Genomic DNA, 12,080 nt, shown 5'->3' with positions numbered 1-12,080 from the left:
AAGGAGTAAAAATGCAAATAAAAAAGTTGTTTAATTACAACTGTCCGATGCACAGAGGTTCAACCACCTCTATAATTAACGGTTGTACCGAAGGGATGATTAATCTTAATAAACTCTCATATCCCTGGGCATATAATCTGTGGGAGATGATGCTTGCAAACACATGGTTTCCAAGGGAAGTTGATTTAACAGATGATGCAAGACAGTATAAAAATTTACTGCCGGCGGAAAAAAATATGTACGATAAGGCATTGGCCCAACTGATTTTTATGGATTCAATTCAGACAAACAATACGCCCGACCATGTAAACCCTTGGATTACAGCACCTGAGGTTAATATGTGTCTGGTCAGGCAGGCATATGAAGAGGCTCTTCATTCCCAGAGTTATGCCGTAATGGTCGACAGTATTTCCCTTAATACGGATGAAATATATGAGATGTGGCGAACAGATGAAAATCTTAGAAAGAAAAACGAATTTATAGGCAATGTATATGAAGAGTGGGGAGCTAAAGCTCTCGCGGGCGATGACGAGGCAAAGATTTATATGATTGTGGCCAATCAGTGTTTAGAGGGTATTTATTTTTATAACGGATTTGCCGCTTTTTATGTGTTGGCAAGAGCAGGTAAAATGATTGGAAGTGCCCAGATGATAAGATTTATCCAAAGGGATGAGGTGACGCATACAGCCCTTTTTGCAAATATTTTTAAAGAGATAAAAAAAGAATTTCCAAAGCTTTTTACTCCTGAAGTTATAAAAAATATAAAAGATATGCTTTATGCGGCTTATGAGCTTGAAAGAGACTGGGGATGGTATATTACACAAGACCAGATTTTGGGAACAAGCGGGGAATTAACAGACAGGTTTACCAAATATCTTGCAAATAAAAGGGCAAATGCCATGGGAATCGAGCTTTTATTTCCAGAAGCGGGACTTAAAAATCCTATCAGCTGGTTTGACAGCTTTTCTAGTTTTAATGAGCAAAAAACCAACTTTTTCGAAGGCAATGTTGTAAACTATTCCAAAGGCAGTTTAAGCTTCGATGATTTTTAGACAAAAAGAAATTTCTATAAAAGTCCCAAGTCGGGGTTTTTTTATTGTTACGGATAAAATTTTAAATTCAGTAAACATAAGCGATGTAAATGTCGGAATAATAAATCTGTTTTTAAAGCATACCTCCTCATCCCTTACTATCAATGAAAACGTCTCCCCTGAGGTCAGAATTGATATGGAAGAAATTTCTTCTTCTTTAGTGCCTGACGGATATAATTATAACCATTCATTGGAAGGGGCGGATGATATGCCCGCCCATTTTAAATCTTCTATGTTCGGGGTAAGTCTGAATATTCCGATAACCAATGGAAAATTAAATCTTGGGACTTGGCAGGGGATTTATTTAAATGAACACAGAAACCGCCCGGGTGTTAGAAAAATTGTAATTACCGTGTGGGGCATTTAAAAAAAGTCTTATACATAGGTTTGAACATCGGTTTGACATTTACAGGATTGGAATTTATTTTAATATCTGTGGGATAACATTTTAATTTTAATTTTTTTGATAAATTTTTTGCATCTTTTAAAGCAAAAGAGGTTAATCAGTTTGGTTTTATCATTTTTATTTAAATCCAAACTAATGGCGGATAATGTTTTTTCAAATTTTTTGTTATTTTCATCATAATTAAAAATAAAAAAAATGAGATAATAGATTTTTCTAAAATTGAAAAAATTAAAAAATACAAATTAATGTCGGATAATATAATCCCCCGTCCGATTGCTTGGATAGTAACAGAAAACAACGGATTAGTTAATTTGGCTCCGTTTAGTTATTTTATGGGTGTATGCGGGGAGCCTTCCATTGTTATGGTAAGTGTGGCAAAGAAAAAAAGACATGATATAAATGAGCCAAAAGATACTCTGGTAAATATTAAACAGACAAAAAAAGCGACAGTATGTTTAGTGCCAGTTGAACTAACCGAAAAGATGGATAAAACAAGCGAAGTATTGCCATACGGGGTAAACGAAGCGGAAAAATTCGGAATAGAACTTGAAAAAATTGATGCTGATTTTCCACCGATTGTAAAAGGATGTAAAAGGGCATTTTTAACCACATTATACGGAACTTTTGAAAAAGAAGAAATGGTAAATGTCGCTTTTTTTCTTGAAATAAAAAAAATGTATTTTGAAGGAGAATTTGAACCGGTTGCAAGGGTTGGAAAAGGATATGCGAGACTTTGTGAAATGGATAATTGTGTCGGAAGAAATTATGTTGAACATATAAAAGAGCTTAACACACATTATGAGGGGGAAATTTCTTTTTTAATTCAAAATAAAAAAATAGTGGGTGTCGGTTTTGGTTTTGATTTAACTCTTAGAGAAATTCAAAGCAGACTTAAACAAAAAGGACTTCCATGGGAGAGGGCAAAAGCGTTTAAAAATGCCGCAGTTTTTAGTGATTTCGTTGAAATTGATGAAACTGAAAATTTGGAAATAGAGGTTTATAAAAATGGAAAATTAGTCCAAAAAGGCGATGTTTCTTTAATGATTTATAAGCCGGATTTTTTAGTTAAAGATATTGATAAAATTTTTGGGCTTGCAGATGGAGACATTATAATGAGCGGAACGCCAAAAGGCGTCGGAGGGGTAGAAAAAGGAGATAAATTTACAGTAAGAATTTTAAAAAACAAAAAGGTTTTGATTGAAAAAGAATTTACCTGTATCTGAAATATTCCGCTCCATTCAGGGCGAGGGAAAATATGCCGGAAGAGTAAGTATCTTTTTAAGACTAGGGGGATGCAACCTTAAGTGTCCGGGATTTGGTGAAAAGGGGTGTGACAGTTATTATGCCGTTAATAAAAAATACGAAAAAGAATGGAAAAAGATTGATATTGACGAAATAATAAACAGAATAAATTCTTTAAAACAAAAAAATGAAGATTTGGTGATTACAGGCGGCGAGCCTATTCTTTATTATAAACAGATTTACCCTTTGGTAGAAAATTACGGAGGAAATATTACCGTTGAAACAAATGCCACTATTAATATAGATTTTGAAAAATATCCAAGATATAAAGATGTTGTTTTTGCTATGAGTGTTAAATTATCTAACAGCGGGGAAATGTATGATAAAAGAGTAAAAAAAGAGGCTATAAAAAATATTGCAAAAAACGCAAAAAAAAGTTTTTTTAAATTTGTTGTGGATAAAAACAATTTAGAAAAATTAAAGAAAGAAATTTTTGATATAACCGAAGGAATAAATTTGGATATTTACTGTATGCCTATGGGAGAAAGTAAAGAAAAGCTTGAAAATAATGCAAAAAGCGTATTTGAATTTTGTCTGAAAAACAATTTTTGCTATTCCGACAGGCTTCATATCAGAATTTTTGGTAAAAAAAAGGGAGTTTGATGATTATTAGAAAACTTTTTAAATTTGAAAATGCACATATTGTAAGAAACTGTACAAGCAGACGTTGCAGCCGCTCAATTCACGGGCACAGCTATAAAGTGGAAATTTTGCTTGAATCAAATTTTTTGGATAACGGAGGGATGGTATATGATTTCGGTCTTATGAAAACTACTATTAAAGAATTAATAGACAGTTTTGACCATGCCATAACATTATGGAAATATGATAACTCCGAATATATTGAATTTGCTAAAAAATTTAGCGAAAGATGGATAATATTGCCCGTAAATCCATCTGCCGAACAGTTTAGCAGGGTATTCTTTTTAATGGTTGATAGAGTTTTAGGTTTAACTGTGTTTCGAAACAATGAAAAAAACATAAAAGTTAATTCTGTAATAGTCCACGAAACGGATACGGGATATGCCCGGTGTTTTAGGGAAGATGCGTATAATATTGAAAATATGGGAGAAATTAATTTAAAAGAGATTATTTTCAGCGATCAGATAAAAAAGGAATGGAGTGATTATTATATGTGGGATAAAATTATTAAAGGTGAGAACTTTATTAATCCAAAGCCTCTTAAAAATTGACTTATAAATAAAATTGTGTTATTTTAAATAAAAAAAGGATGATAATGAAAATAGCAGTTCCGGTAGAGGGTGAAAATTTAGAAATTGTAACAAGAACGGGCAGGGCACCGTATTTTGCAATATTTGAATATGAAGGAAATAATTTTAAATTACTTTCTTTAAATGAAAACACTCACGCAAAAGAAGAGCACGAACATGAAGAAGGGCATCAGGAGGAACACAGCGAAGATGAAGTTGCCCATCATCACAAACATGTAAAAGCATCAAAAGTTGACGGGTGTGATTATATTGTTGTAAGAGCGGTCGGACCGAATATGAAAGATGCGTTGGAACTTGAAGGTATAAAAATAATAAAAGTTAGAAAAAACGCAGGTGAGAGGGCACCTGAAATTTTAGAAAATATAAAAGGAGAATTAAAATGAGAATAGTAATTCCTACAAATACCCCTGACGGATTAATGGCGAAAAGAGGGGCTCATTTCGGAAGAGCGCCTTTTTATGTAATGGTTGATATTGAAAACGGTGAAATAAAAGATGTTGATTTTGCTCAAAATTCAGGCCATGGCGATGGGGCATGCGGTAATGCCGTTAGCAATATTAAAAATCTCGGAGCTGATGCCTTGATTGTTGCGGGAATCGGCCCAAGACCCCTTGAAGGATTTATAAATGAGGGAATAGATGTATATTATGATGATTCTACAAATACGGTAGAAGAGGCAGTAAACAGATTTTTAAAAGGTAAAACAGAAAAAATGAGTTTGGACAAATCCTGTTCCCATCACAGATTTTAATAAAAGGATTTAAAATTTATTAAATCCTTTTTTATATTTCTTGCAATAAATAAAAATTTTGGTATAATTTTACTCCACAAACGGAGAGGTGGGTGAGTGGCTGAAACCGGCGCCCTGCTAAGGCGTTGTACCCGTTTAGGGTACCGCGGGTTCGAATCCCGCCCTCTCCGCCATTTTTTCTTATACTAAAAGTGTCTGTCACTAATATTTCTCATTTTATTGTTAATAATCTTATTAAGATGGATAAATGAATATTTGTTTTGGTATTATTATAAAAATATATTTAAAAAATTTGTGAAAAGGTTAGTAATGAATATTTACCGAAAGCTGCTAAAGTATTATATTTTTTATGTATTTATTTCCATTTTATTGATTGTCGGGTTTTTTTCATATTCTTACCATAATTTGTTTAATAATTTTACTGAAGATTATGTTCAGGAAAAATTATCCCAGGTTGATTTTATTATAAAAAAAGAAAAACAGTTTCTGGAAAAAATAACAAATGACTGGGCTGAGTGGGATGATGCATATAATTTTATACAAAATAGAAACAATGAGTTTATCAAATCAAATTTCGGGGGAGGAGATACATTATTAAATCTTGGAATTGATGGCATGATATTTTTAGATAAAAATTTAAATTTAGTTTATGGCAGAGCTGTAAAAAACAATAAAGAGATAATTTTAAAAAAACTGCCCCCTTTTAACTACAAAAAAAATGGATTTAGTGTTTATTTAATAAATAATAATATATATTTTGTTTATATAACAGATATTACAAATACCAATGAGACTAAAAAATACGGTAAATTAGTAGTTTATGAAATATTAAGTAAAAAAATTTTTGAAAAAAACGGGTTTAATGTTGTTAATATTGTAATAAAAAATAAAAATAGACTATATAACATTAAAAATGAAAATTTAATAATTTATTATCCTCTAAATAATAAAATTATTTTGGCTCTTTCTATTGATTACAGTAAAAAACTGTTGATTTTTGAAAAACATTTTTTAAAAATGTTTTTAGCTGAGATAATAGTTTTAATTTTATTATTTATTTTTGGATTGATTTTTCTTAAAAAGATAATTAACGATATTGATTTTGTCTTTAATACTTTAGTTAAAGGATTAGATGATATCAAAGAATTGGAAAAAGTTACAAAGTATAAATATTTTTTAAAAGAATTTGAAAAAATTGCCTCTGTTTTTGAAAAAATGTATGAAAAACTTTATAACTATGAAGAAATATATAAAATTTTGGATGAATATGCACCTTTTGGTGTGGCTATTTATAGAAAAAATCTGCTTTATGCCAATAAAATTTTATTAAATATTTTAAATATAGATAGAAAAGATTTTAATAAAATAAATCCGTTGGATTATATAGAAAATGAAAGCATAAGAGAAAAAATCAGAAAAATAAATCAAAAAAGATTAAACGGAGAAAAAATAACTTTAAAAGAAAAAAATGTACTAATAAAGAAATTATAAATGTTTCTAAAAATATAGAAAAATACTTTTTATCAAAAAAACAGATGCGAAGATATTTTTGGTTTTTGGAAAGATTATACCATCGAAGAAATTTCAAAAAGACTAAATATTGCTTTAGGAGATATAAATAAATTTTTAATTAAAGCAAAAAATGAAAAAGAAATAATCGAATATATATGTAACAAATATATAAATTAGAAAAAGCTCAAAAACAGTTCGTAGTGACAGTGGAGAGATTAGGTTAAATATTCCAAGAGACAGAAAGAGTGAATTTGAGCCTCAAATAGTAAAAAAAGGCCAAAGGACTATCAGTGGGATAGATGATAAGATAATAGCAATGTATGCGAGAGGGATGAGTTTAAGAGATATAGAAAAACAGGTAAAAGAGATGTATGATGTAGAAATGAGTGATAGCTTAATTTCAAGAATAATAGATAACATATATCCAATAGTATATATGGATGCTATGGTGTTTAAAATAAAATTTTGGTTAAACATTGTAACAGAGCTTAAAAACAGAGGAGTAAAAGATATTTTAATAGCTTCTGTTGACGGATTAAAAGGGTTTAGTGAAGCAATAAACTCTGTTTTTCCTCAAACTATAGTACAAAGGTGTATTATTCATCAAATTAGATATTCAATGAAATATGTTGGTTCTAAGTACTACACTACCAATACTGTTGAAGGATTTTTATCCTTTTTAAATAAATTTATTTGAAATATAAAAAGAATTATAAAAAGTTTAATCTTTCATCTTTTTTAGACAGTTTGTGGAAGATTATGGAGAAGAAGTTAGAAGATGAGCTCAACAGAAGTTTAAATACTGATAAAATCATAAATCCTGTTTTTAGAAACAATATGAAAAAAGATAAAGAATATTTTATTAAAAGAAAAATAAGAAAAGGTATTGAAACAGCCTTTTCTATTATAACAGCTAAATTTGGTAAAGTTATTAAAGCTAAAATTTACTTTAAAAGTAACTTTTAGGATAATAATAATTAATTGACAATAAGTGATATAATTTAATAAATAAAGGAGCAAGCGATGAATAGCGTATTAATGACTTATTTAGGAGTTGGAGCATTTTTATTAGCAGGTCTTATATTTGCTTTATTAGTAAAACCGGATACTAAACACAATCCAAAACACGAGAAATAAAAATGATAGAAAAACTTAAATATATCTACATTCTTTTTTGCTTTATAGTTCCAGCTGTTTATTATGGAATAGAGGGCAATTTTAAGGTAAGCTCATTGCTTTTAATTGGTGTTGCAGGGCTTAATTATCTTGAAAAGAAAAAAGATTTAGTGGATAAGTTTTTTTAAATTGTAATTCTTATAGTCAACTTAATAAATTATTATTAATTGCAATTTTTTTCATAAAAAATCTCTATTAAAACTTAACACAATTCAAATCTATATAAACTTGATTTTATACTCCAATTGGTGTATAATGAATAAAAAAAAGGATTGCTATGAGAATGCAAACCAGTATAAGAGTTGAAAAAGAATTTTACGATGAAGCAAAAGAAGTATTTAAAAAATTAGGATTATCTTTTGGGGACGCTGTAAATATCTTTTTAGCAAAAGTTGCTATGGAGAAAGGTATTCCATTTGATTTAAAAGTTCCAAGTAAAGAATTAGAGAAAAGAATTAACAACATTGAAAATAATAAAAATATTCAAACCTATGAAACTACTAAAGAATTATTTGACGATTTAGGTATTTAAATGTTAAAAATTTTTAAAAAAGATATTGAAAAAGTAAAGAAAAGTGGTAAATATTCAAAAGAAGATTTTGAAACTTTAAAACAAATTGTTGAAAAACTACAAGCAAGTTATATTATAGTTGTTATATTTATACTTTATTATTTTTTATATAAACTATAACAATATAAATAAGCATTTAAGCTAAATTAATCAATTTTTGATTATTTTTTATCATCTTTTGCCGTTTTTTCGTTATTTTTTTAACGATTTTTTATTGTTTTTTAAGTGTATGCAGTCTTTATACTTGATTTTTAGCTATAGTTATTATATAATATACATTAAATAGTTAAACTATAATATAAAATGAAAGGATTGAAATGAGATTAAAGCTTGAAAACATAGAATTTACGTTGCCTAACAGACTGATTGACGCAGTAATAACGGGCAAAATAAGCGATGTTGAGATTGTTAACGCAATTAATATGCTGTTAATAAATTCAAAAGTTATTAACAGGTTAAGAAATCCGGAAAAGGCAAGAGCTGTTAAGACTACAAAGACAAAAGAGAAGATTCAAAACGCTGTTAATCTTTTAAGATTACAAGGCAAACCGGTAAACGCTTATCAGGTGGCAAAATTAAGCGGAGTTTCTTATAACACTGCAAGAAAACTAATTTAATAGTATTTGCGAACTAATTTAATAGTATCATCCCATATTTAACTAAAATTTGCAAAAGTAAATTATTTATTTCATAATTTTTGGAAGTAATTAAATGTTCATATATTATATTTTGAGTAATAAATCCATATTTAAATAATTTTCTTTTCATGTCTTCATAATAATCTAAATTTTTTTCTGATCCGATTGTAATCACCAAACATTATCATTTTTATATTGTAAAACCTTATTTACAATATTTTGAGAATTAAATTCTTCAATGGAATAATCTTTTTTATTTATTAATTTGAATTCTACATTTGTTTTTTCATAAATTGATTTTACTCCTTTAAAAAGATTTTTTATGTATGTGGTTTTAGAAGTATTAATCGTTCCATCAATTAGAATAATAGTTTTTATTATATTTTTTTCTTTTTTCAAAATAGTAGGTATCCTTTTAGGATAAATAGTTATAATATCTTCATTCGTTTTAACTAATAAATTTGTTATATAATCTACCTTTTTAAAACCTATAAATTTTACAGGATAAAATCTATAAAATTGTTTTTGATAAGGCTGAATATTTAAATAAGCAATATTACTCTTTTTTATGGCATTTTCAATAAAACTCTTTCTTTCAACATTTGGAATTATTTATATCTTTAGGCGAATAGTAAAATTTTAAATGACTTGCAAGGTAAGAATATATTATATTGTTATTATTCTTTTTAAATATTATTCCTACAATAGGTTCTTGCTGGATTTGTATTTTTTTACCTTTTTGTTTAAAATAATTTACATTAGGATACAAAATTTTTTTTATAATACCTATATTTTGATTACCTATTGGCCTTACTTCTTTATTTATTAAATTTGATTTTTTATGATATTTTAATTCTTCTAATAAAGTATATTTAGGAATAATAGATTGTTTTATATCTAGAGAAAGATAAAATTTATCTTTAAGAATAGTTGTATTGGGAAGAGATAAGACGCAAACGTAAAAACCGAAAACGAGGAGCTTAAAAAAGCGGCGTCGGGAACTGAAGAATACAAAAAAATAATAGAAGAATACGAGCAAAGGATTAAAGAGCTTGAAGATGATTTTTACAATTTAAAAATCAAAGCAGGTTGTATAATTAAAAAATTATTTGCTAAACTAACACAAAAGAGAATTCAATTTAACGAGTTAATAGAAAAAAGGAAAGCTAATGAGAAGAATTATAATTTTTAGACAAAAAAAAAATTATATAATTAGAAAAAAAGGAGACGCTATGATACAATGCAGCGAAGAAAAATTAGCCCAAATAGTCGAAGAGGTGATAGACAAAAAAGAAAAATTAGACGAAAAATTAAGCAAACATCTTTACGAAAACAGGGAAAAAATGTATAACGCCCTATCAGAAGAAAAAGAAAGATTAAGAATGGAAATGCAGTCTTTCATATCCCAGGATATAAACACTATGATTAAAAGCGTTTTAACTGAAACGATAGGCAAAGCGGTAGATGTCGTTAAAAATAAAATGGAAATCGTTAAAGAAAAAGCTGAAATGGATATGGAAGAAAACAAGGAACAAAGAGAAAAACAGATGAAAATATTGCAGGCCCTTGACAATGCCTTTAATCTCATCATGAAAAAAATAGATGAAAGAGAATTTAGATATTGACGAAGAAAAACTTGACAAAATAGACAAAGCTGTTGAGGAATTGAAAAAATATATAGACAAAAACGGCGATGAGCTTTATGAAGCGTTAGGCAATAATATTGTTCATATAGCAGAACTTTTAGGCGATAGTACAGGAACAATAAGAGGAGATATACTAAAACTCCAAAAAGTCATCTCAGCCGATTTGGCAAGCGTCAATTCAAATATCAGTTCTGTAAGCAGACAGGTCGGTTCAATAGACAGGAATATGATAAGCAGATGGTAAGAGGGGTAGGCTGCCCCTGTTTTGAATTAAACACAAAAGTAAAAAAAAATGAAAACAATTTTTACAATAGGACATTCTATTCACACATTAGATAATTTTACTAATTTACTAAAAAAATATAATATTGATGTAGTTATTGATGTTAGGAGTATGCCTTATTCAAAATATGTTGATTGGTTTGATAAGCAAATTTTATTTTTTTTCTTAAAGAAAAACAATTTCAAGATTTTTAAGAAACAAATTAAGTATTAATCATATTTATCCGGATAAATTAATATCTCAAGAAGAACTTGAAGAAAAGCTTATAAAAAAATATAAAAAATTTTTGCCTGAAAAAAACTTATTTGAGAATATATCCGAAAAAGAGAAATTAAATGAAGCCTATATATTAAGAGACAGGGATATTGCATATAATATTTTTACAAAAGAAGGTAACTAAAATAAGGGATTTTTATGATATTGCTTATATGTTAAAAGAAAAAATCCTAACTCCAAAAGAGTTCCTTTATAATGTCAGAAAATATTATATTACCTATACAGACGATTATATAACAACCATTTTGAAATATAAACAACAGGAAAAAGAAGATGAAAAATTAGAAGGGTTAATAAAAGGAGAAGCTCCTACGTTTAATAAATTAAAAGATTTTATTTTAAAAGAAATTTTAACCTTTATTGACAGAGAAAATAAAAAAAAGATGGAAAATAAAAAAGTGAGTAATAAAAAAATTTGTGATATAATTGTGATAGTAAGATACAGGGCAAGAGTCACTATCAATAGGACTATAACTATCCTATCCATCGGCTACCTTTCAGTTGGGCTATCCCAACTCCCTACCCGCCACCCTTGCCGGATTAGCCGATGGTAACCTACCACGATTAAAATACAAAATATTTAAAACAAGCAAAAGAAGAGAGGATAATATGAGCCAATTAGATAAACAAAAAGAAAAAGTATCAAATTACCGATTAGCTTGGGGAATTGTTTTAACTGCATTATTTGGTATGATAGCTTTTATTTTTAATGCATTTGATAAATTGTTTTTTTGAAAAAATGATTAGTAGTTTTTTGGTATTTTTTGCTATAATAGTTATAGTTTTATATTTAACTTGGAAATTAAAAATAGAAACTGACAAATTGGAGGATTTACAATGAATGGAATATTATTGGGAATAATTGGAGGATTAATAACACTAATCGGAATAATAATAATTTTTAATAGCGATGTTAAACATAAACCAAAACACGAGAAATAATTAAAAAGCAATATTAAGGAAGAAAAAAATTTGTGATATAATTGTGTAGGAGATGGCACGGGAGAAAACCCGCACTTTTTAGTAGAGCGGTGTCGCCACCACCGCTACCAAAATGAGAATAATAATTAATCTCATTTTCTACACCTTGCGGTAATCTAACCGCATATCCCCACCCTACCGCCACTTGCGGTAGTGGAACAACCACTCTATAACCTACCACGATTAAAATACAAAATATTAAAAACAAGCAAGAG

Annotated in this window: 19 protein-coding genes, 1 tRNA gene and 1 pseudogene; 20 read left to right on the top strand and 1 reads right to left on the bottom strand. The window is 28.5% G+C overall.

The features are described from left to right. The first annotated feature begins 11 nt into the window (after nt 1–11). From DZ65_RS0103015 to DZ65_RS0102935, 15 genes and pseudogenes are all read left to right on the top strand, one after another. The gene (locus DZ65_RS0103015) at nt 12–1,052 is read left to right on the top strand and encodes a ribonucleotide-diphosphate reductase subunit beta (RefSeq protein ID WP_024789400.1); all 1,041 of its coding nucleotides are present in this window, start codon (nt 12–14) and stop codon (nt 1,050–1,052) included. Beyond that, nucleotides 1,042–1,458, top strand: coding sequence for a secondary thiamine-phosphate synthase enzyme YjbQ (locus DZ65_RS0103010; protein ID WP_024787191.1), 417 nt, complete (start codon nt 1,042–1,044; stop codon nt 1,456–1,458). Before DZ65_RS0103015 ends, DZ65_RS0103010 begins: the two co-directional genes overlap by 11 nt. 284 nt (nt 1,459–1,742) lie before the next feature. Then, nucleotides 1,743–2,720 carry a fumarylacetoacetate hydrolase family protein gene (locus DZ65_RS10960; protein WP_084021909.1) on the top strand — a complete coding sequence of 326 codons (978 nt, stop codon included), beginning with the start codon at nt 1,743–1,745 and terminating at the stop codon, nt 2,718–2,720. Continuing rightward, a complete protein-coding gene (locus DZ65_RS0102995; protein WP_024789397.1) occupies nt 2,695–3,402 on the top strand; it encodes a 7-carboxy-7-deazaguanine synthase QueE in 708 nt (235 codons plus the stop codon). Before DZ65_RS10960 ends, DZ65_RS0102995 begins: the two co-directional genes overlap by 26 nt. Continuing rightward, nucleotides 3,402–3,992 carry a 6-carboxytetrahydropterin synthase gene (locus tag DZ65_RS0102990; protein WP_024787186.1) on the top strand — a complete coding sequence of 197 codons (591 nt, stop codon included), beginning with the start codon at nt 3,402–3,404 and terminating at the stop codon, nt 3,990–3,992. Before DZ65_RS0102995 ends, DZ65_RS0102990 begins: the two co-directional genes overlap by 1 nt. A gap of 44 nt (nt 3,993–4,036) precedes the next feature. After that, nucleotides 4,037–4,414, top strand: coding sequence for a NifB/NifX family molybdenum-iron cluster-binding protein (locus DZ65_RS0102985; protein ID WP_024790711.1), 378 nt, complete (start codon nt 4,037–4,039; stop codon nt 4,412–4,414). After that, nucleotides 4,411–4,782 carry a NifB/NifX family molybdenum-iron cluster-binding protein gene (locus tag DZ65_RS0102980; RefSeq protein ID WP_024787184.1) on the top strand — a complete coding sequence of 124 codons (372 nt, stop codon included), beginning with the start codon at nt 4,411–4,413 and terminating at the stop codon, nt 4,780–4,782. Before DZ65_RS0102985 ends, DZ65_RS0102980 begins: the two co-directional genes overlap by 4 nt. 82 nt (nt 4,783–4,864) lie before the next feature. Then, nucleotides 4,865–4,955: transfer RNA gene (locus DZ65_RS0102975), tRNA-Ser, on the top strand. 136 nt (nt 4,956–5,091) lie between these two features. Continuing rightward, nucleotides 5,092–6,273 carry a CHASE4 domain-containing protein gene (locus tag DZ65_RS0102970; protein WP_024791178.1) on the top strand — a complete coding sequence of 394 codons (1,182 nt, stop codon included), beginning with the start codon at nt 5,092–5,094 and terminating at the stop codon, nt 6,271–6,273. A gap of 202 nt (nt 6,274–6,475) precedes the next feature. Beyond that, a pseudogene (locus DZ65_RS09775) lies at nt 6,476–6,925 on the top strand (IS256 family transposase); the annotation flags it as partial. Between the two features lie 128 nt (nt 6,926–7,053). Continuing rightward, the gene (locus DZ65_RS0102960; RefSeq protein ID WP_156920215.1) at nt 7,054–7,260 is read left to right on the top strand and encodes a hypothetical protein; all 207 of its coding nucleotides are present in this window, start codon (nt 7,054–7,056) and stop codon (nt 7,258–7,260) included. Between the two features lie 173 nt (nt 7,261–7,433). Next, nucleotides 7,434–7,598: a hypothetical protein gene (locus DZ65_RS10705; protein ID WP_156920214.1), complete on the top strand. Its 165-nt coding sequence runs from the start codon at nt 7,434–7,436 to the stop codon at nt 7,596–7,598. A gap of 149 nt (nt 7,599–7,747) precedes the next feature. Then, nucleotides 7,748–8,002 carry a type II toxin-antitoxin system RelB/DinJ family antitoxin gene (locus DZ65_RS0102945; protein ID WP_051433535.1) on the top strand — a complete coding sequence of 85 codons (255 nt, stop codon included), beginning with the start codon at nt 7,748–7,750 and terminating at the stop codon, nt 8,000–8,002. Beyond that, complete coding sequence (locus DZ65_RS10700) at nt 8,003–8,161, top strand: hypothetical protein (RefSeq protein ID WP_156920213.1); 159 nt, start codon at nt 8,003–8,005, stop codon at nt 8,159–8,161. A 197-nt stretch (nt 8,162–8,358) separates the two neighbouring features. Next, entirely contained in the window at nt 8,359–8,658 is a 300-nt protein-coding gene (locus tag DZ65_RS0102935; protein ID WP_024791174.1) for a hypothetical protein, read from the top strand. Between the two features lie 192 nt (nt 8,659–8,850). On the opposite strand, the gene DZ65_RS0102925 is transcribed toward DZ65_RS0102935, so the two are convergent. Then, nucleotides 8,851–9,078: a hypothetical protein gene (locus DZ65_RS0102925; protein WP_024791172.1), complete on the bottom strand. Its 228-nt coding sequence runs from the start codon at nt 9,076–9,078 to the stop codon at nt 8,851–8,853. Nucleotides 9,079–9,848: 770 nt separating this feature from the next. On the opposite strand from DZ65_RS0102925, the gene DZ65_RS0102920 reads away from it, so the two are divergent. The 5 genes from DZ65_RS0102920 (at nt 9,849) to DZ65_RS11275 (ending at nt 11,619) form a co-directional block, all read left to right on the top strand. Continuing rightward, nucleotides 9,849–10,304: a hypothetical protein gene (locus DZ65_RS0102920; protein ID WP_024791171.1), complete on the top strand. Its 456-nt coding sequence runs from the start codon at nt 9,849–9,851 to the stop codon at nt 10,302–10,304. Next, nucleotides 10,282–10,569: a hypothetical protein gene (locus DZ65_RS0102915; RefSeq protein WP_024791170.1), complete on the top strand. Its 288-nt coding sequence runs from the start codon at nt 10,282–10,284 to the stop codon at nt 10,567–10,569. The genes DZ65_RS0102920 and DZ65_RS0102915 overlap by 23 nt, the downstream gene beginning before the upstream one ends. A 48-nt stretch (nt 10,570–10,617) precedes the next feature. Further along, the gene (locus DZ65_RS11445; RefSeq protein WP_024791169.1) at nt 10,618–10,821 is read left to right on the top strand and encodes a DUF488 family protein; all 204 of its coding nucleotides are present in this window, start codon (nt 10,618–10,620) and stop codon (nt 10,819–10,821) included. Nucleotides 10,822–10,973: 152 nt separating this feature from the next. Beyond that, nucleotides 10,974–11,438: a hypothetical protein gene (locus tag DZ65_RS0102900; RefSeq protein WP_162147622.1), complete on the top strand. Its 465-nt coding sequence runs from the start codon at nt 10,974–10,976 to the stop codon at nt 11,436–11,438. 55 nt (nt 11,439–11,493) lie between these two features. Continuing rightward, complete coding sequence (locus DZ65_RS11275) at nt 11,494–11,619, top strand: hypothetical protein (protein ID WP_255327417.1); 126 nt, start codon at nt 11,494–11,496, stop codon at nt 11,617–11,619. The last annotated feature ends 461 nt before the right edge of the window (nt 11,620–12,080 follow it).

The sequence above is a fragment of the Lebetimonas sp. JS032 genome (genome assembly GCF_000523315.1).
Classification (GTDB): domain Bacteria; phylum Campylobacterota; class Campylobacteria; order Campylobacterales; family Nautiliaceae; genus Lebetimonas.
The sequence above is the reverse complement of the archived record's forward strand: the minus strand, read 5'-3'. Positions and strand labels throughout refer to the sequence as shown.

Bases quoted from the DNA above. Each gene is read 5' to 3' on its own strand.
- DZ65_RS0103015 (WP_024789400.1), top strand. From the start codon at position 12: ATGCAAATAAAAAAGTTGTTTAATTACAACTGTCCGATGCACAGAGGT.
- DZ65_RS0103010 (WP_024787191.1), top strand. From the start codon at position 1,042: ATGATTTTTAGACAAAAAGAAATTTCTATAAAAGTCCCAAGTCGGGGT.
- DZ65_RS10960 (WP_084021909.1), top strand. From the start codon at position 1,743: ATGTCGGATAATATAATCCCCCGTCCGATTGCTTGGATAGTAACAGAA.
- DZ65_RS0102990 (WP_024787186.1), top strand. From the start codon at position 3,402: ATGATTATTAGAAAACTTTTTAAATTTGAAAATGCACATATTGTAAGA.
- DZ65_RS0102985 (WP_024790711.1), top strand. From the start codon at position 4,037: ATGAAAATAGCAGTTCCGGTAGAGGGTGAAAATTTAGAAATTGTAACA.
- DZ65_RS0102980 (WP_024787184.1), top strand. From the start codon at position 4,411: ATGAGAATAGTAATTCCTACAAATACCCCTGACGGATTAATGGCGAAA.
- DZ65_RS0102970 (WP_024791178.1), top strand. From the start codon at position 5,092: ATGAATATTTACCGAAAGCTGCTAAAGTATTATATTTTTTATGTATTT.
- DZ65_RS0102960 (WP_156920215.1), top strand. From the start codon at position 7,054: ATGGAGAAGAAGTTAGAAGATGAGCTCAACAGAAGTTTAAATACTGAT.
- DZ65_RS10705 (WP_156920214.1), top strand. From the start codon at position 7,434: ATGATAGAAAAACTTAAATATATCTACATTCTTTTTTGCTTTATAGTT.
- DZ65_RS0102945 (WP_051433535.1), top strand. From the start codon at position 7,748: ATGAGAATGCAAACCAGTATAAGAGTTGAAAAAGAATTTTACGATGAA.
- DZ65_RS10700 (WP_156920213.1), top strand. From the start codon at position 8,003: ATGTTAAAAATTTTTAAAAAAGATATTGAAAAAGTAAAGAAAAGTGGT.
- DZ65_RS0102935 (WP_024791174.1), top strand. From the start codon at position 8,359: ATGAGATTAAAGCTTGAAAACATAGAATTTACGTTGCCTAACAGACTG.
- DZ65_RS0102920 (WP_024791171.1), top strand. From the start codon at position 9,849: ATGAGAAGAATTATAATTTTTAGACAAAAAAAAAATTATATAATTAGA.
- DZ65_RS0102915 (WP_024791170.1), top strand. From the start codon at position 10,282: ATGAAAGAGAATTTAGATATTGACGAAGAAAAACTTGACAAAATAGAC.
- DZ65_RS11445 (WP_024791169.1), top strand. From the start codon at position 10,618: ATGAAAACAATTTTTACAATAGGACATTCTATTCACACATTAGATAAT.
- DZ65_RS11275 (WP_255327417.1), top strand. From the start codon at position 11,494: ATGAGCCAATTAGATAAACAAAAAGAAAAAGTATCAAATTACCGATTA.